We start from the raw sequence: 21,834 nt of genomic DNA, 5'->3' as shown, positions 1-21,834 counted from the left end.
TTCTTTGGAGAAGGCGCCATTCTCCTACACCACCGGGGGACTTCGGCACGCCATCAGGTCAAGCCAGGGATGTCGCTGTGGATGTGCGCCGGCGTTGGCGGCCACGGGCGGCTTGCGGGGCCGGGTGGCGGCGCTCGGCCGCATGCTCACCTTCTTCCCGGTGCTGGTGACCAGCATCGCCGGCTTGAAGGCCATCGACCTGAACCGCATGGCTAGATGCCGGTCGAGGACGCGCACAAGACCGTGAGCGCCTGATTCCCCAACCTCATCTTCTTCAGAAAGCGGGGACTGCATGATCGATCGCCGTCACTTCAACCTGGGACTCGGCGGCCTCGCGCCCGTCTGGGGCGCGGGCGTCTCGGCCCAGGGCCGCAAGGTGTTCCGCGGCGCGAACTCCGCGCGGTCGCCAAGTCCACACTGTTCGCGCACACCAACCTCGGCGAGGCGATCAGCATCCACTGGGCGCTCTATCCGGAGACCAAGTCGAAGAACAAGTCGGACGCCGAGAGCCGCAAGGAGATCGAGCTGTTTCTCGGCCGGCGCAAGGACAACTGGATCCGCCGCCCGGACGATCCCCGATCTGCGCTGGGGCGCCTCGCGCCAGGAGGAATGGCAGCAGATCGTCGCCATCACCGCAAGCTCGACCGCCAACCCGCAGCTGCCGCAGCAACTGGGTGACCTGCGCAACGTGTTCACCAACGAGCTGATCGATGAGATCAATGCCTTCGACAAGGCAGCGGTGGTGAGGCAGGCGCAGGAGTTCAGGTTGGCGTGATGACGGTGATGGCGGTTGGAGGACATGCAGGCTTGTTGAAGTCTCTCGATGACACGGCAAGTGCTACTTCAGCACCCTCGAACTGACGTGGCTTGAACTTTCTCCTGCCTGTTGTGTTGTGGCTTGCGTGACTATGATCCGCGCCACCAATGAAATGGATGCGGCGGCCGGATGTCGTTGCCGCCGCAACCGCTCTCATTGAATCGCCGCTGCGCGCCATGACGCGCAGCGAGAAGATCAATCACCCAGGGAGAACCCATGGCAAGCCGCCAACGGCGCGCACGCGTGCGCGCTGCACTTTCAAACCCGTTCGCTCGAAGCCAGTCCAGCATCGCGACTCGGAAGCGACCTGGCGCTTTCACCAACAAGAGTCTGTGGCACGCGATGCTCATCGCGTTCGTGTGCTTCTCGGGCCATGCGAATGCGAAGACTTGGTACTACTTCTCAGGGCACACCCCCCATTCGGAACTGCCGCTGTTCGAGAGCATGGACGACTTCTGCAAGGCATACAAGTTTCCGGAGCAGAGCTACTTTGTTCCCAGCTACAGCCCGACGACTTGTGAGTACTACTCGACGCGATATCCCGACGCCGATGAACTTTTCGCCGCGATGGACGCAAGCACCGTCGATTGCGGGGACCCCAATTCCAAGCCCGTCGTCCCTGCTTGGGGGGCGCCATCGTGCGAGTGCTCCGCCGGCTACAAGGCGGATCCTTCGGCCTCTCCATTGCGATGCATTCCGGCGACACCGCCCGAGCCAGAGCAGAACTCCTGTGGCGCACCTGACGGGTTGTATTCCGGCAATCCCTTCTTCCTTGCGGGCGCCGAAAAGTTTCGTGCCGAAACCGACTGGACGGATTCCGGACCTGCTGCGCTCGGCATGGTGCGCTTCTATCGCAGCAACTGGGGCAGCGGCAGGCCCGGCACCCCAACCGGGCTGGGGCAGGCATGGAGCCACAACCACGCCGTCCAGCTTCAACTCGGCGTGACTTCCCAGACGGTCGCCATCATCGGCCCCGAGGGCCATCAGCGCACCTTCTCGAAGGCGTCGTCGAGCGCAGCCTGGACCGCGGACAACAGCGCCGACTCGCTGAGCGCGACGCCCTCAGGCTGGAGCTACAAGCGCGCGGACGACGATACCCTGCTCACCTTCGATTCGTCCGGCAGGTTGCAGACGAAGACCGGGCGTGGTGGCCTCGTCACCACGTACGGCTACGACGGCCTGGACCGCCTGGCCACCATCAGCAATGGCTTCGGCCGCACCCTGTCGCTCGGCTACGACGGCGCGGGCCGGCTCTCGACTGTGACCACGCCCGATGGCCGCACGATCGGCTATGCCTACGACACGATGGGCCGGCTCGCATTCGTGACCTACCCAGACGGCAAGAGCCGGGGATATCTGTACGAGAACGGCAGCTACCCGCATGCCCTCACGGGCATCGTCGGCGAGAGCGGCGTGCGCTGGGGCACCTTCGGCTACGACGACCTCGGCCGCGCCACCAGCACCCAATTGGCCGGAGGCGCCGAGCGCTACGAGGTCTCCTACCCCTACAGCAACAGCGCCAGCGTCCGGGACCCCGTGGGCACCCAGCGCACCTACGTCTATGGCAGCAACAAGGACAAGCTCGCCGTCACGAGCGGTTCGCTGCCATCGGCGTCGGGCAGGGCCGACGCTGCCAACCGCGTGCAGGATTCCAACGGCCTGGTCACCAGCGAGACGGACTTCAAGGGCGTGACGTACGGCGACAAGGAGAGCGGCCTATACGACAACTGGAATCGAAGCTACTGTCCTGCTTGCGGCCGGTACACGCAGCCTGATCGGATTGGCCTCGGCGGAGGGTGGAACAGGTTCCCCCATGCCAACTTGAATCCACTGAAGTACGCAGATCCGGATGGCCGCTTTGCATTCCTGCTACCGGCAGCACCCACGGTCGGTGGTTGGATCGCAGGCGCTGCAGGGGCCACGGCCGGAGCTGTGCTCGGCTGGGATGTGTTTGGGCCGATGTTTCAGGACAGGACGCCCAACAATGGCGAGCCCGCCTCATGGCATGTGAACCCTGGTAGCGGGCAAGAGCGCAAGTACGGCGCAGATGGCAAGCCGGAACTCGACATCGACTGGGATCACGATCACGGACAAGGTGCGCCGCATGGTCACAATTGGGGGCCTGGCGGACGCGACAAGGGTTGGCCTCTGTCACCTTGGCCCCGCGGCAGAAAATCATGCAACTAGAGGAGGCAACATGAGTCGATTCGTCATGCTTATCCTGCAAGCGGACAGTCAACTGTTCGTCCGGCGCATCGCCCGAGAAGTCCCCGTATGGATAGCCGACACGCAGGCGAACGCACAGATCAAGGCTAGTTCGACAGCTGATCCCGAGCAAATGACTTGGTTTCCACTAAGAGCAGGCGAATCGCTTGAACAGGCAGCAGCGCGAATCGCCATGTCCCTGGATGATCACTACAACGAGTACTCGCAGCAGCCCGGCTATGACACGCTTGTAATGCAAGGGGTCAACGCGGCAGCAATGCCGATGGACACGCTCAAGGATCTAGGGTTTGTTGATTTCGAGGAATCGCGCTTCGGCCTTGTTGCATCCAAATGAGCGCCTTCGCCTCATGACATTCCGCTCACGGACTGTGTGGATGACTCATGCGGTGCGTGCTCGATCTTCCAATGTCATAAACCAATGTTTGCAAGTGGGCGTAAAGCGCGTTCGGTGACAAGAAGCCCACGACGGCACACAACCGGGCTGCCCCTCGATGTCATGCCAAATCCTGACATCACGAGCTTTGCCGAGCTCGCGTTCAACGGACTGAACCGCATAGCGACTTCAGAGAAACAAGACAATGACAAGCAGAAACGCCTCCTCCCGGGAAGTGGCATTCGAGCCGAAAGGCATCCAAGCAACCGAGGAACAGTTGGTCATCCAATCGGCAACGGATCGCGCGATCATTGTTGAAGCCAATGCTGGTGCCGCCAAGACGACGACCCTGGCCCTGCGCATGGCCGAAAGCTGGCGACGTGGCACGAGTCCCGATCTGTTCCTCGCCCTCACCTACACACAGCCTGCTTGCGATGCCTTGAAGGGCGCTCTCGCCAAGATCGGCGTCCCTTCCAGTGTGGTGGGCCGATTCCGCATTCAAACCTTCGAGGAGTTCTGCGAACAGATCCTCTACGAGATCGTCGGGGCGCGCGTCCCCGTCTACGGTTTGGACGAGGAACTGCGCCCCTTCGTCTGGCAAGCCGTCAAGCGCGTCGAGGAAAACGAGAGCGAGCGATGGCGCTCCGAACTCATCCTGCCGGCTCTGGGCGACAGCGGGATGGTCGAAGAGTTCCTCAGGCTGAGTACAAGGCTGAAGGGCACCATGCGCGACACGCTCGAGCGCGGCGACAGTTCGGTGTCCCCGGACTATGCAGCCGCCATCGGCGTCGAGTACACCCAGCTGAGAATCTTCCTGGCTTACGAACGGATTCGCCGCAGGGAGAACGCGGACCGCCCGCTGTTCCGCGGCCCGCTGGACGCCACCTACGATCTGGCATGCCTGCTCTACAAGGACGAGCCCGTTCAGGGACTGCAGAGCTGGCCGTTCTCGACCAAGGTATTGGTGGTGGACGAGATGCACGACCTGAATCAAGCGATGTTCAGGGTGCTGCAGGAACTTCTCAACACCACGCCCAGCTTCTTCTGCGGCGTGGGTGACGTCGATCAAGTCCTCCACGAAGCGACGGGTGCCGATGCGAGCTTCATGGGCAAGGTCATGGAGAGCTACACACGCCGAACTGTTCGTCGCTATCCGTTGACGCACAGCTATCGGTTTGGCCGATCCCTTGCAATCAAGGCAGGTCGCATCGCGGCCAAGCCATACAGTTCCATGGCAGCTCACGAGACGAAGCTCCTGCTCGCCGGCTATGGCACGCCGGAGGAATGTGCAGGTCTGGTCGTGGATACGGCGAAGGATTGGCAGGGCCAGCCAAAGGCCAGGATGAATGAGTTCGCGATCCTGCTGCGGCATTCGCACCAGTCGGTGCTCATCGAGAACGCTTTGCTGGAGAACGGCTTCTCGTACACGATGAAAGGCTTGGACAGCTACCTGATGCGCCCGGAAGTGCTTTTCGTCCGAGGATTGCTCGCCGTGGCGACAGACAACATCGCCAGCGTTGCGGATGATCAGACCCGCGAGAAAGTGATGAAAGCCCTCTGCTTTTTCAGCGGCAGCAAGATCGATGTCAAAGGCCGCGAACACGAAAGCCAGGAGGCGCTGCTGTCCGATGCCATCCGGAGCGTCAAGGAAGCCCCCGGCTTCCTCACGCACTTCTTCGAGAATCAAGTCTTGCGAACCGCAGGGCCCGGCATGAACAGGCGTCTGAAGGCAGCCGTGAAGGTCGCTCGCGAGCAGGCTGGCCCGAGCCTTCTCGCTCAGCTGCTGGCAGCCCTGGACATCGAGAGCATTGTCAAGGAAGTCTATGTGTCCAGGCAGCGACGCCAGGACGCGCTGGGCAACATCGAGGGACTCAAGCGGGCAGCGACAAAGTTCGATACGGCCCGAGACTACTTCCAGAGCCTCAACGATGCGGAGCAAAAGCAGCGCCAGTCAAAGAAGACCTCCAGCCTAGTGATTGCCAACATCGCCAGCGTGAAGGGCCTGGAGTTCGATCACGTCGTGCTGCCCAACCTCGCGCAGGGCGAGTTTCCGATGCCCACGGCATCCAACAAGGAAGAGCAGAACCTGTTCTATGTGGGAATGACGCGCGCCAGGCGGTTCCTCACACTGCTTGCGAGCACGGAAAAGCCCAGTGGCTTCGTTCACAAGGCGGGATACAAGCTTTCTGCCGGCGCAAAATCAGAGTAGGCCGCCAAGCACTCACCCGGCGATTCACCCCTCAAGGCGCCACGTAGTCCGAAACCACCTTCCACTTCCCATCCACAATCTGCGACAACCGCGACAGGTCGTTGCCCAATCGCTTGGTGGCGGTGTATGTGCTCTTCGGCGAGCCGAACATGTCGGGCTCGAAGGTCATCGTGTCCATCGCCTTGACGAAGCTGTCGGTCGTGAGGTTGGGCCCGGCCTTCTGCGCGGCCTTGATGAACTGGTCGATGATCGTGTAGCCGTAGACCGAGAACACCGTCGGGTCCTCGTTGAACTTGGTCTTGTACTTGTTGGCCCAGAAGCGCATCGGCTGCGAGGCCTCGTCGAGGTACGGGTGCTGGGCCGTATGGGTGGCATAGATGCCGTCCATGGCCTTGCCGCCGAGCTTGTGGATCAGGTCAGTGTAGGCGGCGCTCGAGCCCAGGAAGGTCGGGTTGAAGCCGGTCTTGCGCGCCTCGCCCACCGTGCCGATGGTCTCGCGGATGATGGTGCCGAGCACCACCAGGTCGCAGTTGGCCGCCTTCATCTTCGCGACCTGCGACGAGAAATCGGTGGCGCCGCGCTTGTACGAGGTCTTCTCGGCCAGTTCCATGCCCACGGTCTTGAGGCCGGCCTCGGCGCCGCGCTGCACCTCGAGCCCGAACTCGTCGTCCTGGTAGATGGTGCACACCTTCTTGGCGCCCTTGTCCTTGATCATCCTGGGCAGCGCCAGGCGGATCTGGTCGTAGTAGGTGGCGGCGAAGGAGTACTTGAGCCTGTGGTGCGGCTCGTACATCTCGCGCGCCGCGGTGATGGGGAGGAAGTTGACCACGTTCTTCTCGAACTGCACCGGCATCGCCGCCATGTTCTGGGCGGTGCCGATGTGGCCGGCCATGATGAAGATCTTGTCCTGGTTGACCAGCTTCTGCGCGGCCAGCACCGCCTTCTTGGGGTCATAGCCCGAGTCCTCGACGAAGAGCTTGAGCTTGCGGCCGTTGACGTTGCCCTGCTCGTTGAGCTCGTCCACCCGCAGCTGCATGCCGTTGCGCGCCTGCTTGCCGAAGCCGGCGAGCGGGCCCGACAGGTCCTGGATGGTGCCGATGCGGATCTCGTCCTTGGTGACGCCCTGCGATTGCGCGCCGGCCAGGCCGGAACTCAGTGCGAGGCCGGCCGTCGCGGCCAGCGGAATCAGAGCCTGGATCTTCATGGCGTGGTCTCCTCGGTTGTGGCAAAAACTAGGCGTACATCGCGTCGATGCGCTCGGCATACTTGGTCTGCACCAGCTTGCGCTTGAGCTTCATGGTGGGGGTGAGCTCCTCGTCCTCGGCGCTCAGCTGGGTCTCGAGCAGGAAGAACTTCTTGATCTGCTCGACGCGGGCGAATTTCGCGTTGACGCGGTCGAGCTCGCCCTGGATCAGGTCCTGCACCTCCCGCGCGCGCGTGAGGCTCCGGTAGTTGCTGAAAGGCACGTCGTGGTCCTGGGCGAATTTTTCGACGTTCTCCTGGTCGATCATGATGATCACCGTCAGATAGGGCCTGGCATCGCCGATCACCACGGCGTCGGTGATGTAAGGGCTCAACTTGAGCTCGTTCTCCAGTTCGCTGGGCGTGATGTTCTTGCCGCCTGCCGTGATGATGATGTCCTTCATCCGGTCGGTAATGCGGAAATACCCGTCCTCGTCGACGGTGCCGACGTCGCCGGTGTGCAGCCAGCCATCGGCGTCGATGGTCTCGGCGGTCTTCCCGGGCAGGTTGAGGTAGCCCATGAAGACGTTGGTGCCGCGCACCAGGATTTCGCCGGTGGCGGGATCGAGGCGCACCTCGTTGTAGCCCGCGGCCGGGCCGATGGAGCCGGGCTTGATGCGCCCCGCCGGCGCGCCGGTTGCGGCGCCGCAGGTCTCGGTCATGCCCCAGACCTCGACCATGGGCACGCCCAGCGCCAGGTACCACTTGACCAGTTCCGGCGAGATCGGCGCCGCGCCGGTGACCAGGAAACGCGCGCGGTGGATGCCGATGAGCTTGCGCACGTTGTCCAGCGCCAGCCAGCGCGCCAGCCGGAACTTGAAGCGCCATCCGGCGCCCACTGGCCGGCCCGCGAGCACGCGCTCGGCGATGGCGGCGCCCACGCCGATGCTCCAGGCGTAGGCTGCCTGCTGCAGGCCGCTCGCCTCCTTGAGGGCGATCATGACGCCCGAGTAGAACTTCTCCCACACGCGCGGCACGGCGGTGAAGACGGTGGGCGCGATCTCGCGCACGTTCTCGGGCACGGTCTCGGGGTTCTCGACGAAGTTCAGGATGGCCCCGGTGTACATCGAGAAGTACTCGCCGCCCAGGCGCTCGGCGATGTGGCACAGGGGCAGGAAGCACATGCGCTCGTCATGCTCGTCCTGCGCGATCAGGGTGTTGTAGCCGCGCGTGATGTGCACCAGGCCGCGGTGGCAGTGCATCGCGCCCTTGGGCTTGCCGGTGGTGCCCGAGGTGTAGACCAGGATCGCGAGGTCTTCGGGACGGCAGGCGGCGACGCGCTGCTCGAGCGCCTGGGGGTGGGCCTGGAGATGGCCGCGGCCGAGGGCGCGCAGGGCATCCAGGCTCATGACGCCGGGGTCGTGGAGATCGCGCAGCCCTTCCATGTCGAAGACGATCACCTTGCGCAGCAGCGGCAGCCCGGCGCGCACCTCCAGCGCCTTGTCGAGCTGCTCGTCGTCCTCGACGAAGAGCACGGTGGTGCGCGAGTCCTCGCAGAGGTAGTGCGCCTGCGACGCTGCATCGGTCGGGTAGATGCCGTTGGCCACGCCGCCGCAGCTGAGCACGGCGAGGTCGGCCAGCACCCATTCGACGACGGTGTTGGCGAGGATGGAGGCGCACTCGCCGGGCGCGAAACCGAGGGCCATCAGGCCGCCGGCGATCTCGCGCACCGCCTCGGCGGTCTGGCGCCAGCTCCAGCTGCGCCAGATGCCGAATTGCTTCTGCCGCATCCAGACCTGGTCGCCGCGCGAGGCAACGGCGTTCCAGAAGACGGCCGGGATGGTCTCGCCCGGCACGATGATGTCGTGGCGCGGTTGGATGCGGGCGGTGTCCCAGAGTCCCTGCATGGCGTTCACCTCCAGGTCTTCTTCCTTTTCCAGCGCCGCTCGCCGCGCACGCCCTCGTCCTTCAGGCCGAGGTAGAACTCCTTGATGTCCTCCTTCTCGCGCAGGCGCTCGCAGCTGTCCTCCATCACGATGCGGCCGTTCTCCAGCACGTAGCCGTAGTCGGAGGCATTGAGCGCCATGTTGGCGTTCTGCTCGACCAGCAGGATGGTGGTGCCGCGCTCGCGGTTGATGCGCACCACGATCTCGAAGATCTCGCGCGTGAGCTTGGGCGACAGGCCGAGGCTGGGCTCGTCGAGCAGGATCAGCTTGGGCGCGGCCATGATGGCGCGCGAGATGGCCAGCATCTGCTGCTGCCCGCCGGAGAGCAGGCCGGCGGCCTGCGAAGCGCGCTCGCGCAGGATGGGGAAGTAGGCGTAGACGGTCTCGATGTCTCGCGCCACGCCGTCGCGGTCGCCTCGGGTGTAGGCGCCCATCAGCAGGTTGTCCCTGACCGACAGCAGCGGGAAGACTTCGCGGCCCTCGGGGACGTGGCTGAGGCCCTGCTGGACGATGTGGGCCGGGTCCTGGGCGGTGATGCTGCGACCCTCGAATGCGATGCTCCCTTTCCTCGGGTCGATGATGCCGGAGATGGTCTTGAGGATGGTGGTCTTGCCGGCGCCGTTGGAGCCGAGCACCGTGGCGATCTCTCCCCGGCGCACCTTGAGGCTGACGCCGCGTATGGCCTTGATGGGGCCGTAGGCGCTTTCTACGTTGAGGAGCTCGAGGACGGGGTTGTCGTCCTTCATGTCGTTCATGAAGACCCCCTCCTCAAGCTGCTCAGGTCATCCACCGTCCCCAGATAGGCCTCGATCACCCGCGCATCCGACTGCACCTCCCGCGGCGTCCCGGAAGCCAGCGCCTCCCCCATGTTCATCGCCAGCACGCGGTCCGACACCTTCGACACCAGCGACATGTCGTGCTCGACCATCAGCACCGAGATGCCCAGCTCCTTCTGGATGTCCTGGATCCAGAAGGCCATGTCCGCCGTCTCCTCCACGTTGAGCCCCGAGGACGGCTCGTCGAGCAGCAGCAGCTTCGGCTCGGTGCACAGCGCGCGCGCCAGCTCCACCACCTTGCGCACGCCGTAGGGCAGCCCCGCCACCATCGAATCGCGGTGATGCTGCAGGTCCAGCAGGTCGATCACCCGCTCCACCTTCTCGCGCGCCTCGATCTCGGCGCGCCGCGTGGCCGGGGTGAAGAAGATCTCGCTCCAGAAGCCCGAGCGCCGATGCGTGTGGCGGCCGATCAGCAAGTTGTGCAGCACCGTCGCATGCTCGAAGAGCTCGATGTTCTGGAAGGTGCGCGCGATGCCCAGCGCCGCGATCTCGTGCGGCGCCTGGCCGGTCAGCACGGCCGGCGCGCCCTCGCCGCCGTGCCACAGGATCTCGCCCGTGGTCGGCGCGTAGATCCGGCTGATCAGGTTGAACACCGTCGTCTTGCCGGCGCCGTTGGGCCCGATCAGCGTGAACACCTCGCCGCGCCGCACCTCGAAGCTCACCTTGTTGACCGCGAGCACGCCGCCGAAGCGCACGCTCAGCTCCTTGGCGGACAGGAGGATGTCGCCAGCCGCCGCCGGGCCGCCCCAAGGCGGCCGGGCCTCCCCCTCGGGGGGTGGCGCAGCAGACGAAGTCGCAAGCCGGGGGGCAGTCATCATCGGAGACGGTCCGACTTGGTGAAGGCCTTCTGCCGCTTGAACAGCCCCTTGCGGTAGAACGGAAAGAGCTGCAGGTAGGTGCGCACCTTGAGCCAGCGCCCGTACAGTCCCAGCGGCTCGAAGAGCACGAAGCCGATCAGCACGAGCCCGTAGACCAGCCCCTGCAGCCCCGGCGCCTGTCCGATCACCGGCGGCAGCCAGTCCTTGCCCAGCGCGATCAGCTGCGGCATCGCGATCAGGAAGATGGCGCCCAGGAAAGCGCCGTGCACCGAGCCCAGCCCGCCGATCACCACCATCAGCAGGAGGTCGATGGACTGCAGGATGTTGAACTGGTCCGGCGAGATGAAGCTGAGCTTGTGCGCATACAGCGCCCCGCCCAGCCCCGCCATGGCCGCCGAGATGGCGAAGGACAGGGTCTTGTAGCGCGCCAGGTGGATGCCCATGCTCTGGGCCGAGATCTCCGAGTCGCGGATGGCGACGAAGGCACGGCCGGTGGGCGAGCGCAGCAGGTTCAGGATCGCGAAGGTGCACAGCACCGCGATGAGCAGGCACACGATGTAGAAGCTTTCGCTCGAGCTGATGTCGAGCCCGAAGAGATTGGGCGACTTCACGTGCAGTCCCGAGTTGCCGCCGGTCACGCGTTCCCAGCGGGCGAATACCTCCTCCACGATGAAGCCGAAGGCCAGCGTGGCAATGCCCAGGTAGATGCCCTTCACCCGCAGTGCGGGCAGCGCCACCACGACGCCCACCGCCGCGGACAGCGCCGCCGCCGCCGCCAGCGCAATCGGAAAGGGCACGCCCGCATTGGCCAGCACCGCCTGCGTGTAGGCACCCGTGCCCAGGAAGGCGGCATGCCCGATCGAGAACTGCCCGGTGAAGCCGGCCAGCAGCATCAGGCCCAGGCCGACGATGCCGTAGATCAGCACGAAGGTCAGCTGCGCCAGCCAGTACTCCGGCAGCAGCCAGGGCGCCGCGATCAGCACCGCGCCCAGCAGGCCGTACCAGAACACGTGCCCGCCGTGCCTGGCCAGGGCGATGTCCTGGGCGTAGCTGGTCTTGAAGATGAAACGCATGTCAGGCCAGCCGCCGGGCCGCCCCAAGGCAGGCCTGCGTCCCCTCGGGGGGCAGCGAGTACACGAAGTGACGAGCGTGGGGGCACATGTTCTAGACTTTCTTGCGCAGCTTCTCGCCGAACAGGCCGTTGGGCTTCACCATCAGCATGACCAGCACCACGATGTAGGGCGCCGTGTCCTTGAAACCGTCGGGCAGGTAGAAGCCGGCGAAGGACTCGACGATGCCGATCACCAGCCCGCCGACGATCGCGCCCGGCAGGCTGCCGAAGCCGCCCACCACCGCCGCCGGAAAGGCCTTGAGCCCGATGAAGCCCATGTTGGCATGCACGAAGGTGATGGGCGCGAGCAGCATGCCGGCAATGGCCGCCACCGCCGCCGCCAGCCCCCACACCAGCCCGTTGAGCCGCTTGACCGGGATGCCCATGTAGTAGGCCGCGAGCTGGTTCTGCGAGGAGGCCTGCATCGCGATGCCCAGCTTGCTGTAGCGGAACATCGCGTAGAGCAGCCCGCACAGGACGGCCGTGGCGCCGATGATCGCCGCCTGCTCCACGTTGACCACCAGCGCACCGAGCTTCCAGATCTCGTCCTTGTAGGGGACGGCGAGCGCGTGCGTGTCGGTGCCGATGCCGGGGACCATGGTGATCAGCCCGCGCGCCACGTAGCCGATGCCGATGGTCAGCATCACGATCGAGAACTGCGGCTGCCCGAGGATGGGCCGGATCACCACCAGCTCCAGCAGCACGCCGAAGGCCGCCATCGCGGCGATGGCCAGCAACGCCGCCAGCCAGAAGGGCAGCCCGACCAGCGACATGCCGGCGAAGGCACAGAAGGCGCCCAGCATCATCAGTTCACCCTGGGCGAAGCTCACCGTCTCGGTGGCCTTGTAGATCAGCACGAACCCCAGCGCGATCAGGCCGTAGATGCAGCCTTGCGCGATGCCTGAAAGGAGGAGTTGGAGGATTTGAAGCAACGGCGCCTCGGTGGGATTGGCGGTTTATAGGGCCGCCCGTCCACGCGGCGCAGAGGGTTGTCCCGCATGGCCTGCCCGGCAGCCGGGCGCAGCCTCATCGATGCACTGCGAGGCGGCGCGATCCGGCGAGGATGTCGCTGGGCCGAAGGCCGTAGACCTGCCGGATCGAGTGGCTGAAATGGGTGGAGTCGGGGTAGCCGGTGTCGAGCGCGATGTCGGTCAGGCTCGCCGGCTGGTCGACGTGGTAGAGCAGGCCGCGGGCGCGCTTCCAGGCGCGGAAGGCGCGGAAGGTGACGCCGGTCTCCTGCTTGAAGAGATGGAGGAAGCGCGAGAAGGACAGCCCGACCGCGGCGGCGCATTCTTCGGCCGGGCTCGGCGCCGCGGGGTCGGCGTTGATGCGCGCGATCGCCTCGCGGATGCGGGCGTCGAGCACCGGCGGCGGCAGCGCGCCGCCGAAGAAGAGCGCGTCGAAATCGGGGAAGCCGGCCGGGCCTTCGCGGCTCGCGAGCGCGAGCAGCTGTGCATGGCTGTCGCGCACGCGCTGCGCGAAGGCAGGCGCTTCGACGGGCCCGCAGTGGCGCAGGAAGGGCGGCAGGCGCGCCGGGTCGATCGACTCCGATTCGAGCAGCAGGTTGAGGACCAGCGGATGCTCGGTCGCCACCTGGTGCGACACGCGGGCCGGCACCGCCAGCAGCTCGCCGCTGCGCCACGCCCCGCCGGCCACGCGCATGCGCAGCGGCTCGCCGGTGGGGGAGACGTAGATTCCGTGGCCGCCCAGGCTGCGCTGCGAGGTCGCGCCCAGGAGGCCGGCGTAGAACACGCGCGTGGGGCCGAGCCACATCAGCCGACCGTCGCTGCCACGCAGCGCTGTCTTCGTTTGCCGCGTTGCCACGATGCGCATTCTCCTGTGCGGGGCGCTCAGCCGGATCGGCGTCGCGCCGGGCCATCGTAGCGGCGTGCGCCGGCCCTGCGCGCGCGATTCCCGCAGGGACTTACCCTAGACACTGCTGGCGGCGGCTACTGCGGCTCAGCGGGCCACGCGCCGGGTCACTTCGGGATTCCGCCCAGCGCCTTGAGCAGCAAACCGGCCTTCAAAGAATCGAGGCCCATGATCGACAGCTTCAACGACTGCACGGGGAAGCTGGCCGGCATGCTTTCTATCCTTCGACGGGCTCGCTGCTCACGTAGTCGTTGAACAGCTTCTGGAACCCGGGGGCCCTTTCCTGCCAATCATGCAGAGAGGTCTGCAACTTCAACCTGAGCGAGGCCTTCCAGTTGCCAGACGTTGGATTTCTTACCGTATTGGGAATGTCGAGCGGGGTGGTAGAGGTGTCGGGCGAGCGCTCTGCCGGCGTCGCTCAAGACCCGGCTTTTCGCAGGAACTCCTCGTGCGCCTCTCGAGTCGCTTTATTGAGCGAAGAGAGGGTCAACGCATCTTGTTCGCTCAAGCCCTGTCCGATGATGTGCCTGACGAATTCCTTTGGCAATTGCCGGCGGTTCAGGAATTCCTCTTGGTCCTCCGGGCCCATGAGGAGCCGAGGCATGACGAACGCCGCGGCGGTCTGCGAGGCCGCGTCCATGAAAGCCTGCTTCCTGTTGCGATCAAGGTAGGCATCCACGCTTGCACGGTGCTCATCGATGGGCCAGGACCAATGGAACTCGAGCTCCAGCAAGCACTTGTTCTGCTCCATGGCTCCAACCAGCTCATTCAGCACTCCCACTTCGTCATGGAGATTCGCTTGACTCAGAGAGGGTTCGAAGGAAAGGCGACGGAGCGTCTCGTTGTCCCGCAGGAAGGACGCCATTGCGGAATAGGTGTTCTTTGAGATCAAGTTTCTATTCAGGTTCAGGATCTCGAGGCGGTTCGGCGTCTTCTGCAACTCCGCGAGCAACGCCACCGTCGGCTCCGGTGGAAGAAGATTGTCACTGAGATCCAGGTGCGCGAGGCTGTTCATGCCGGCCAGGGGCAAGAGGTTGATCCCGATCGTCTCCCCGTGCTTCTTGTGGCGAGCCACCCCGCAGCGGCTGAGTGAGAGACTCGCCAATGCGGACTGTGTTTGCGGCAGCGCTTCGAGCAGTTGGTTGAGGTTGTATGCCCCGATACAACAGCTGCTCAGATCCAGATGGACGAGTGGTGTCGGTGTCTCGCCGCAAAGGAATGGCATATAGCACTCAAACTGCTTCGGCGTGTCGCGATGCTCGATTTTCAATCGCAGGGAGTCCAGCAGGGTTTGCTCGGGCAGCAGTTTGGCAAGCTGCAAATGCTTGTCGATGCTGATCGCTCCAGACTCTTCGATGCTCAGGCGCTGAACCTTGCAAGCCCTGAGAATTTTCAGCGGCAGCCGAAAGCCGCCAGCTTTCGGATCGGATTTCGCAAAGACATCCAGGTCCACGAGCTCTGGCAAGTCTGGGCACTCCAATTGGTCGAAGAGAATGCCCCCCTCTTCCGTAACCTTGCTCAGAGAGATCTTCTGCAGTTCAGGCATGTGTTTCAGCACCCTGAACAGCTGCTTGCACTTGTAAGCATCGAAGCCATCTTTCGACACCGTCAGCTCCGTGGCATGGAGGGCATCCGGGATGGCCTTGGCCAGGGCTTTCCATCCTCGCCCGCTGATCGGACCCTCTATGTGCAGGCTCTTGATGTCCTCGTTCGCCAGGATGTAGGTAAGCACGTCCACGTTACCGTGCTTCATGCATTCGCAGACCAGGGAACTCAGGTCCGATTTGTCGTCCTCGATGAGATAGTCCCTGATCCGTTGGTTGAATGGAGACGCGTCATGAGGAGGCAACTGCTTGACGAGCCTGGCCTTCCAGGCGCCGGTGTCTGTCAGTTCGTTATTGACCAATGGGGTGTAGTTATGCCGAGCAGGAGTAATTCTCTTGTGAATGAATCGCATGTTTGTATTGCTGTGGGGGTTTGGAAAGACGTTCCGCATGCCACGCGAGAACCTTGATAGGTGGCACCGGTGCGCTAAACGTTCCATGGACCATCACCAGCAATAGCTGCATGCGGGTCGAGAGCGAGGCGCCGTGCGCCCCCGCCCATTCCATTCACTACTCGGCGGCCCTGCTTCCCAGCGCACGCCGCAGCTCGGCCGCGCACATCGACACCGCCGCGTTCGCCTCGTCGATCAGCCGCCCCATGGTGATGAAGCCGTGGATCTGGCGCTCGAAGCAGACGTACGCCGCGCGGTTGCCGGCCGCGGTCAGCGCCCGCGCATAGTCCAGGCCCTCGTCGCGCAGCGGGTCGTAGCCGGCCGTCAGCACCAGCGCCGGCGGCAGGCGCGACAGGTCGGGGTGCAGCAGCGGCGAGGCGCGCCAGTCCAGGTCGTGCGCCGGGTCGTCGATGTAGTTGTCGTGGAAGTAGCGGATGCTGTCGCTGGTCAACACGAAACCCTGGCCGTTGCTGGTGTGCGAGGGATGCACGCAGCGCATGTCGGTGGCGGGATAGATCAGCACCTGGAAGGCGACGGGCAGGTCGCCGGCATCGCGGGCCGCGATCCCGACGACGGCCGCGAGGTTGCCGCCGGCGCTGTCGCCGCCGACCGCGAGGCGGCTCGCATCGACGCCGAGGGTCGCCGCCTGCGCGCGCACCCAGTACGTGGCTGCCAGCGCATCATCGACCGCCGCAGGAAAGCGATGCTCCGGGCCCATGCGGTAGTCGACCGCCACCACCGCGCAGCCGGAGAGATTGCAGAGTTCGCGGCACAGCGTGTCATGCGTGTCGAGGTCGCCGATGGTCCAGCCGCCGCCGTGGTAGTAGACCAGCACCGGCAGCACGGCCCCGGCCTGGCTGCCGAGCGGGCGGTAGTACCGCAAGGGGATCGCGCCCTGCGGGCCCGGCGCACTCAACTCGCGCACTTCCGCGACCTGGCTGGGCTCAGGCTGCGTGACCGCGCGGCGCTCGCGGTAGAACTTGCGCGCGTCCGCCGGCGTGAGCGTGTGGGTGGGCGGCACCTTGCGTTCGATGAGCAGATCGATGAAGGCCTGGGCCTGGGGATGCAGCATGGCAAAGACTCCTGCTTGGGGGGATTCAGGCGATGCGCGGCTCGACGCGCGAGGCGGCTTCCTTGGCGTTGCGGCGCGCCGTCTCGACGTCGGCGGCATGCGCCAGCGCGACGCCCATGCGCCGCTTGACGAAGCTCTCGGGCTTGCCGAACAGGCGCACATCGCTGCCGGGCACCTGCAGGGCATGCGCCACGCCGTCGAAGACGATGCCCTGCGCGTCCACGCCGCCGTAGATGACGGCGCTGGCGCCCGGGCTCTTGAGCGTGGTGTCCACCGGCAGGCCGAGGATGGCGCGGGCGTGCAGCTCGAATTCGTTCTGCCATTGGGTGGCCATGGTCACCATGCCGGTGTCGTGCGGCCGCGGGCTGACCTCGCTGAACCAGACCTGGTCGCCCTTGACGAACAGCTCCACGCCGAACAGGCCCTGGCCGCCCAGGTCGGCCGTCACGGCCTGGGCAATGCGCTGCGCCTTCTCGAGCGCGGCCGGGGCCATCGGGTGCGGCTGCCAGCTCTCGACGTAGTCGCCGCTGACCTGCACATGGCCGATGGGCGCGCAGAACTGCGTCTGCACCGTGCCGTCGGCGGCGAGCGCGCGCACGGTCAGCAGCGTGATCTCGTAGTCGAAGTCGATGAAGCCCTCGACGATCACGCGGCCGTGGCTCACGCGGCCGCCTGCCATGGCGTAGTCCCAGGCCTTCTGCACGTCGGCCGGGCCGTCGATCCGGCTCTGGCCCTTGCCCGAGCTGCTCATCACGGGCTTGACGATGCACGGATAGCCGATGCCGGCGTCGATGGCGGCCTGCAGCTCGGCCAGCGAGTCGCAGAATTTGTAGGGGCTTGTGGGCAGGCCGAGCGTCTCGGCGGCGAGGCGGCGGATGCCCTCGCGGTCCATGGTGAGACGCGCGGCGCGTGCGGTGGGGATCACGCGCACCGTGCCGGCCTCCTCCAGCTGCTGCAGCATGGGCGTGGCGATGGCCTCGATCTCGGGCACCACCAGCTGCGGCTTCTCGGCCTCGATCAGCGCCTTGAGCTGCTCCGGGTCGCTCATTGCGATGGTGCGCCCGTGGTGCGCTACCTGCTGGCCGGGCGCGTTCTCGTAGCGGTCGACCGCAATGGTCTCCACGCCCAGGCGCTGCAGCGCGATCAGCACCTCCTTGCCGAGCTCGCCGGAGCCGAGCAGCATCACGCGGGTGGCGGTGGGGGAAAGGGGCGTGCCGAGGGTGGTCATGGTGCGGTCCGTCGCTGGTGGGTCGATTGGAGATCGCGGCATTTTGAATCACCGCGGCTGTCACCGGCGGCAACACCTGGCCGGCACGGGCTGTTCCACAATCGCGGGTTTCAGTTCAAGGAGCATTCACATGGCTATCCAGACCGTCGGCATCATCGGCGCCGGCACGATGGGCAACGGCATCGCCCAGGCCTGCGCCGTCTCGGGCGTCAACGTCGTCATGGTCGACATCGCACAGGCTGCGGTCGACAAAGGCGTGGCCACGGTGGCCGGCAGCCTCGACCGGCTGATCAAGAAGGACAAACTGAGCTCGGCGCAGAAGGACGCGGCTCTGGCGCTGATCAAGGGCTCGACGAACTACGAGGACCTGAAGGCCGCCGAGCTCGTGATCGAGGCGGCTACCGAGAACCACGAGCTCAAGCTCAAGATCCTGAAACAGATCGACAGCCTGCTCGCGCCGGAGGCCATCATCGCCTCCAACACCTCGTCCATCTCCATCACCCAGCTCGCCGCCGCCACCTCGCGGCCGGACCGCTTCATCGGCATGCACTTCTTCAACCCGGTGCCGATGATGGCGCTGGTGGAGATCATCCGCGGCTACCTGACGAGCGACGCGACCCACGACGCGGTGAAGGCGCTGGCCCTGCGCCTGGGCAAGTCGCCCATCACGGTGAAGAACGCGCCGGGCTTCGTGGTCAACCGCATCCTGGTGCCGATGATCAACGAGGCCTTCTTCGTGCTCGCCGAGGGGCTGGCAACGGCCGAGGACATCGATGCCGGCATGAAGCTGGGCTGCAACCAGCCGATCGGCCCGCTCGCGCTGGCCGACATGATCGGGCTGGATGTGTGCCTGGCGGTGATGGAGGTGTACCTGGCCCAGTTCGGCGATTCCAAGTACCGGCCGTGCCCGCTGCTGAAGGAGATGGTGGCCGCAGGGCAACTGGGGCGCAAGACGGGGCGCGGGGTGTACACCTACTGAACGCGGACGGCACCATGACCACCACGCCCACCACGCCGCCGCCGGAAGGCTGCATCGACACCCAGGTGCTCGACCATGTGCTGCTAATCGGCATCAACCGCCCCGCCAAGCGCAACGGCTGGACGCCGCGCATGTTCCGCGAGCTGGCCGAAGCCTACACGCGGCTGGACGACGACCCCGCGCTGCGCGTGGGCGTGCTGCATGCCTTCGGCGATCATTTCACGGCCGGCCTGGACCTGCCGGCCGTGGCGGAGTACATGAAGCGCGGCGAGAAGGCGATTCCCGAGGGCCTGGTGGAGCCGCACGACTTCGGCACGCCCGGCTATCGCCGCCGCAGCAAGCCGATGGTGGTAGCGGTCAAGGGCATCTGCTTCACCGTCGGCATCGAGCTGATGCTGGGCGCCGACATCGTGGTGGCGGCGGACAACTGCCGCTTCTCGCAGATGGAGGTGCAGCGCGGCATCATGGCCACCGGCGGCGCCACACTGCGCATGGCCGAGCGCGCGGGGCTGGGCAACGCGATGCTGCACCTGCTGACGGCGGATGAATTCGACAGCGCCGAAGCCTATCGCCTGAACTTCGTGCAGAAGGTGGTGCCGCCCGGGCAGGAGCTGGACGAGGCCCTTCGCATCGCGCAGCGCATTGCCGCCCAGGCGCCGCTGGCGGTGGTGGCGACGCGGCTCAATGTGATGAAGGCGATCGAGCAGGGGCCGTTGGCGGCGGTGGAGGACTTCATTCCGGTGCAGCAGCGGCTGGCGAACAGCGAGGACGCGGCGGAAGGGGTGCGCTCCTTCGTCGAACGCCGACCCGCCCGCTTCAGCGGACGCTGATTGTCCTGTGCCCTATTCCTCCGGAAGGGAGGACAAGGCAGGACAGGGACCGGCCTGAGGTAGCGCTCACAATTAAGTTGCACACAACTTAGTTGGGCACTACAATTCAGCCCATGCCCTCCAAAGCCCCCACCGCCGACGAGATGCTCCAGCTCGACAACCAGCTGTGCTTCGCGGTCTATTCCGCCTCGCTGGCGATGACCAAGCTGTACAAGCCGCTGCTCGACAAGCTCAAGCTCACCTATCCCCAGTATCTTGTGATGCTGGTGTTATGGGAGCGTGACGGCCTCATGGTCTCCGAGCTGGGCGAGCGCCTGTCGCTCGATTCGGGCACGCTGACGCCGCTGCTCAAGCGCCTCGAGGCCAACGGCCTGGTGGCGCGCATCCGCGACGTGGCCGACGAGCGCCGCGTGCACGTCAGCCTCACCACCGCCGGGCGCCGCCTGAAGGCGCGCGCGGCTTCCGTTCCGGCCTGCCTGATGGCCGCCAGCCAATGCTCGATCGAGGAGCTGGTGGCGCTCACGCAGCAGATCCAGCAGTTGCGCGACCGCGTGAAAGCGGCCGCCTAGTTTCCCCGCCCGCTTCGGCGTCGAAGCATTCTTTTCACCACCAACCTAGAAGGAATCATCATGGTCAAGCAGCTCGACAAGGTCCTGTACACCGCCCAATCCCACACCACCGGAGGCCGCGACGGCGGCGCCGGGCAGTCCAGCGACGGCGCGCTCGAGGTCAAGCTCAACCCGCCCGGCTCCGGCAAGCCCGGCACGAACCCGGAGCAACTGTTCGCGGTCGGCTACTCGGCCTGCTTCATCGGCGCGATGAAGGCGGTGGCGCCCAAGATCAACGTCAAGGTGCCGGAGGACGTCGCGGTCGACGCCAGCGTCTCGCTGGGCCCGACGGACGGCGGCAAGGCCTACGGCATCGCGGTCAAGCTGGCGATCACGCTGCCGGGCCTGGACGACGCGCAGAAGAAGCTGCTGGTCGAAACTGCCCACCAGGTCTGCCCGTACTCGAACGCCACCCGCGGCAACATCGAGGTCGAACTCGCGATCGCCTGATGCGCGACGGGCGCCCGCCCGCCAGGCCCGGCAGCGCGTCACCTGGGTGACGGGCGCCGGGTCTTTTTTCATGCGGCGGACGCGGCTTCGCGCTAAGGTGCCTTTCATGAGCTGCCGGGCCGCTCCCAAGGCGAATACCGCAGCCCAAGCGAAGGCACTCCAATGACCACCACCACCCAGCTGCTGATCCGCAAGGACGATCTTTCTTCCACCCGCATTCGCACGACCGAAGACGCAGCGCTGGCCAAGGGCCAGGTCCGGCTGCGCATCGACCGCTTCGCGCTCACGGCCAACAACATCACCTACGCCGCCTTCGGCGAGTCGATGAACTACTGGCAGTTCTTCCCGACCGGGGAGGAAGGCTGGGGCTGCATCCCGGTCTGGGGCTTCGGCTCGGTCGTGCAGTCGCTGCACCCCGGCGTGGCGGTGGGCGAGCGGCTCTACGGCTATGTGCCGATGGCCTCCAGTATCGTGTTGGCGCCCGAGCGGCTCTCGCCCGCGCGCTTCGCCGACGGCGCGCCGCACCGGGCCGCGCTTCCGGCGGTCTACAACCAGTATTTCCGGTGCGCCAGCGACCCGCTCTACACCTCCGGCACCGAGGACTTGCAGGCCCTGCTGCGCCCGCTCTTCATCACCTCCTGGCTGATCGACGACTTCTTCGACGACAACGATTTCTTCGGCGCGCGGCCGGGCGTGGTCCTGCTCTCCAGCGCCTCGAGCAAGACGGCCTACGGCACCGCCTTCCAGATGCACCGGCGCGATGGCATCGAGGTGGTCGGCCTCACCTCGGCGACCAACAAGGCCTTCTGCGAGAGCCTGGGCTGCTACCACCGGGTGCTGGCCTACGAGGAGCTCGACCAGGTTGCGGCCGACGCCGCCTGCGTGTACGTGGATTTCGCAGGCAATGGCGAGCTGCGGCGGGCGATCCACACGCGCTTCCCGCAGCTGCGCCACGACTGCGTGATCGGCGGCACGCACGTCGAACAGCTCGCACCGGCCGGCAGTGCCAAGGAACTGCCCGGCCCGCGCGCCACCTTCTTCTTCGCGCCGGCCCAGATCAAGAAGCGCACCACGGAATGGGGCGAGCAGGCCTTCGGCCAGCGCATGGTGCAGGCCTGGCAAGACTTCCTCGCGACGGTGGCGCAGCCCACGGCGCCCTGGCTGGTGGCCGAGCACCACGATGGCGCCGCGGCGGTGCAGGCCGCTTATGCGCAGGTGCTGTCGGGGCGGGGCGATCCGCGCATCGGGCATATCCTGTCGCTCTCCAGGTAGCGACAATGG

The 21,834-nt window shown here is 65.6% G+C and carries 20 protein-coding genes; 9 read left to right on the top strand and 11 right to left on the bottom strand.

Annotation, left to right across the window (positions count from 1 at the left end; genetic code table 11):
* Positions 1-24: 24 nt before the first annotated feature.
* On the bottom strand, positions 25-210 hold the full coding sequence (locus E5P3_RS04020; RefSeq protein WP_162584783.1) for a hypothetical protein: 186 nt from the start codon (positions 208-210) through the stop codon (positions 25-27).
* Between the two features lie 82 nt (positions 211-292).
* On the opposite strand from E5P3_RS04020, the gene E5P3_RS04015 reads away from it, so the two are divergent.
* From E5P3_RS04015 to E5P3_RS04000, 4 genes are all read left to right on the top strand, one after another.
* Positions 293-775: a hypothetical protein gene (locus E5P3_RS04015; RefSeq protein WP_162584782.1), complete on the top strand. Its 483-nt coding sequence runs from the start codon at positions 293-295 to the stop codon at positions 773-775.
* Positions 776-1,033: 258 nt separating this feature from the next.
* Positions 1,034-3,004: an RHS repeat domain-containing protein gene (locus E5P3_RS04010; RefSeq protein WP_162584781.1), complete on the top strand. Its 1,971-nt coding sequence runs from the start codon at positions 1,034-1,036 to the stop codon at positions 3,002-3,004.
* Positions 3,005-3,014: 10 nt separating this feature from the next.
* On the top strand, positions 3,015-3,377 hold the full coding sequence (locus tag E5P3_RS04005; protein ID WP_162584780.1) for a hypothetical protein: 363 nt from the start codon (positions 3,015-3,017) through the stop codon (positions 3,375-3,377).
* Between the two features lie 244 nt (positions 3,378-3,621).
* Positions 3,622-5,625, top strand: a complete 2,004-nt coding sequence (locus tag E5P3_RS04000) for a 3'-5' exonuclease (protein ID WP_162584779.1) — start codon at positions 3,622-3,624, stop codon at positions 5,623-5,625.
* A gap of 31 nt (positions 5,626-5,656) precedes the next feature.
* On the opposite strand, the gene E5P3_RS03995 is transcribed toward E5P3_RS04000, so the two are convergent.
* The 10 genes from E5P3_RS03995 to purT all read right to left on the bottom strand — a co-directional run bounded on the left by E5P3_RS03995 (position 5,657) and on the right by purT (position 17,686).
* A complete protein-coding gene (locus tag E5P3_RS03995; protein WP_162584778.1) occupies positions 5,657-6,829 on the bottom strand; it encodes an ABC transporter substrate-binding protein in 1,173 nt (390 codons plus the stop codon).
* A 28-nt stretch (positions 6,830-6,857) separates the two neighbouring features.
* A complete protein-coding gene (locus E5P3_RS03990; protein WP_162589526.1) occupies positions 6,858-8,714 on the bottom strand; it encodes an AMP-dependent synthetase/ligase in 1,857 nt (618 codons plus the stop codon).
* A 5-nt stretch (positions 8,715-8,719) separates the two neighbouring features.
* Positions 8,720-9,508 (bottom strand): ABC transporter ATP-binding protein, encoded by a 789-nt coding sequence (locus E5P3_RS03985; RefSeq protein ID WP_162584777.1) that lies wholly within the window; start codon positions 9,506-9,508, stop codon positions 8,720-8,722.
* Complete coding sequence (locus tag E5P3_RS03980; protein WP_232072974.1) at positions 9,505-10,407, bottom strand: ABC transporter ATP-binding protein; 903 nt, start codon at positions 10,405-10,407, stop codon at positions 9,505-9,507. The genes E5P3_RS03985 and E5P3_RS03980 overlap by 4 nt, the downstream gene beginning before the upstream one ends.
* Entirely contained in the window at positions 10,404-11,480 is a 1,077-nt protein-coding gene (locus tag E5P3_RS03975; protein WP_162584776.1) for a branched-chain amino acid ABC transporter permease, read from the bottom strand. Before E5P3_RS03975 ends, E5P3_RS03980 begins: the two co-directional genes overlap by 4 nt.
* 91 nt (positions 11,481-11,571) lie before the next feature.
* Complete coding sequence (locus E5P3_RS03970) at positions 11,572-12,450, bottom strand: branched-chain amino acid ABC transporter permease (protein ID WP_162584775.1); 879 nt, start codon at positions 12,448-12,450, stop codon at positions 11,572-11,574.
* 94 nt (positions 12,451-12,544) lie between these two features.
* A complete protein-coding gene (locus E5P3_RS03965; protein ID WP_443083229.1) occupies positions 12,545-13,351 on the bottom strand; it encodes a helix-turn-helix domain-containing protein in 807 nt (268 codons plus the stop codon).
* A gap of 457 nt (positions 13,352-13,808) precedes the next feature.
* Positions 13,809-15,347 (bottom strand): hypothetical protein, encoded by a 1,539-nt coding sequence (locus E5P3_RS03960; protein WP_162584774.1) that lies wholly within the window; start codon positions 15,345-15,347, stop codon positions 13,809-13,811.
* A gap of 157 nt (positions 15,348-15,504) precedes the next feature.
* Positions 15,505-16,458, bottom strand: a complete 954-nt coding sequence (locus E5P3_RS03955) for an alpha/beta hydrolase (RefSeq protein ID WP_162584773.1) — start codon at positions 16,456-16,458, stop codon at positions 15,505-15,507.
* Between the two features lie 25 nt (positions 16,459-16,483).
* Complete coding sequence (purT, locus tag E5P3_RS03950) at positions 16,484-17,686, bottom strand: formate-dependent phosphoribosylglycinamide formyltransferase (RefSeq protein WP_162584772.1); 1,203 nt, start codon at positions 17,684-17,686, stop codon at positions 16,484-16,486.
* Positions 17,687-17,816: 130 nt separating this feature from the next.
* Between purT and E5P3_RS03945 the strand changes: the two genes are divergently transcribed.
* From E5P3_RS03945 to E5P3_RS03925, 5 genes are all read left to right on the top strand, one after another.
* Positions 17,817-18,665: a 3-hydroxybutyryl-CoA dehydrogenase gene (locus tag E5P3_RS03945; RefSeq protein WP_162584771.1), complete on the top strand. Its 849-nt coding sequence runs from the start codon at positions 17,817-17,819 to the stop codon at positions 18,663-18,665.
* A gap of 14 nt (positions 18,666-18,679) precedes the next feature.
* Complete coding sequence (locus E5P3_RS03940; RefSeq protein ID WP_162584770.1) at positions 18,680-19,495, top strand: crotonase/enoyl-CoA hydratase family protein; 816 nt, start codon at positions 18,680-18,682, stop codon at positions 19,493-19,495.
* 113 nt (positions 19,496-19,608) lie between these two features.
* A complete protein-coding gene (locus tag E5P3_RS03935; RefSeq protein WP_162584769.1) occupies positions 19,609-20,064 on the top strand; it encodes a MarR family winged helix-turn-helix transcriptional regulator in 456 nt (151 codons plus the stop codon).
* Between the two features lie 60 nt (positions 20,065-20,124).
* A complete protein-coding gene (locus E5P3_RS03930; protein ID WP_162584768.1) occupies positions 20,125-20,553 on the top strand; it encodes an organic hydroperoxide resistance protein in 429 nt (142 codons plus the stop codon).
* Between the two features lie 162 nt (positions 20,554-20,715).
* Positions 20,716-21,825, top strand: a complete 1,110-nt coding sequence (locus E5P3_RS03925; RefSeq protein ID WP_162584767.1) for a DUF2855 family protein — start codon at positions 20,716-20,718, stop codon at positions 21,823-21,825.
* The last annotated feature ends 9 nt before the right edge of the window (positions 21,826-21,834 follow it).

The organism is Variovorax sp. RA8 (assembly GCF_901827175.1).
In the GTDB taxonomy this organism is placed as follows: Bacteria; Pseudomonadota; Gammaproteobacteria; order Burkholderiales; family Burkholderiaceae_C; genus Variovorax.
Note: the sequence above shows the minus strand (reverse complement) of the source record. Positions and strands in the feature narration are given on the sequence as shown.

Bases quoted from the DNA above. Each gene is read 5' to 3' on its own strand.
- E5P3_RS03955 (WP_162584773.1), bottom strand. From the start codon at position 16,458: ATGCTGCATCCCCAGGCCCAGGCCTTCATCGATCTGCTCATCGAACGC.
- E5P3_RS03960 (WP_162584774.1), bottom strand. From the start codon at position 15,347: ATGCGATTCATTCACAAGAGAATTACTCCTGCTCGGCATAACTACACC.
- purT (WP_162584772.1), bottom strand. From the start codon at position 17,686: ATGACCACCCTCGGCACGCCCCTTTCCCCCACCGCCACCCGCGTGATG.
- E5P3_RS04015 (WP_162584782.1), top strand. From the start codon at position 293: ATGATCGATCGCCGTCACTTCAACCTGGGACTCGGCGGCCTCGCGCCC.
- E5P3_RS03980 (WP_232072974.1), bottom strand. From the start codon at position 10,407: ATGATGACTGCCCCCCGGCTTGCGACTTCGTCTGCTGCGCCACCCCCC.
- E5P3_RS03930 (WP_162584768.1), top strand. From the start codon at position 20,125: ATGGTCAAGCAGCTCGACAAGGTCCTGTACACCGCCCAATCCCACACC.
- E5P3_RS04000 (WP_162584779.1), top strand. From the start codon at position 3,622: ATGACAAGCAGAAACGCCTCCTCCCGGGAAGTGGCATTCGAGCCGAAA.
- E5P3_RS03925 (WP_162584767.1), top strand. From the start codon at position 20,716: ATGACCACCACCACCCAGCTGCTGATCCGCAAGGACGATCTTTCTTCC.
- E5P3_RS03965 (WP_443083229.1), bottom strand. From the start codon at position 13,351: ATGCGCATCGTGGCAACGCGGCAAACGAAGACAGCGCTGCGTGGCAGC.
- E5P3_RS03990 (WP_162589526.1), bottom strand. From the start codon at position 8,714: ATGCAGGGACTCTGGGACACCGCCCGCATCCAACCGCGCCACGACATC.
- E5P3_RS03975 (WP_162584776.1), bottom strand. From the start codon at position 11,480: ATGCGTTTCATCTTCAAGACCAGCTACGCCCAGGACATCGCCCTGGCC.
- E5P3_RS03995 (WP_162584778.1), bottom strand. From the start codon at position 6,829: ATGAAGATCCAGGCTCTGATTCCGCTGGCCGCGACGGCCGGCCTCGCA.
- E5P3_RS04020 (WP_162584783.1), bottom strand. From the start codon at position 210: ATGCGGTTCAGGTCGATGGCCTTCAAGCCGGCGATGCTGGTCACCAGC.
- E5P3_RS03940 (WP_162584770.1), top strand. From the start codon at position 18,680: ATGACCACCACGCCCACCACGCCGCCGCCGGAAGGCTGCATCGACACC.
- E5P3_RS03985 (WP_162584777.1), bottom strand. From the start codon at position 9,508: ATGAACGACATGAAGGACGACAACCCCGTCCTCGAGCTCCTCAACGTA.
- E5P3_RS03945 (WP_162584771.1), top strand. From the start codon at position 17,817: ATGGCTATCCAGACCGTCGGCATCATCGGCGCCGGCACGATGGGCAAC.
- E5P3_RS04005 (WP_162584780.1), top strand. From the start codon at position 3,015: ATGAGTCGATTCGTCATGCTTATCCTGCAAGCGGACAGTCAACTGTTC.
- E5P3_RS03935 (WP_162584769.1), top strand. From the start codon at position 19,609: ATGCCCTCCAAAGCCCCCACCGCCGACGAGATGCTCCAGCTCGACAAC.
- E5P3_RS04010 (WP_162584781.1), top strand. From the start codon at position 1,034: ATGGCAAGCCGCCAACGGCGCGCACGCGTGCGCGCTGCACTTTCAAAC.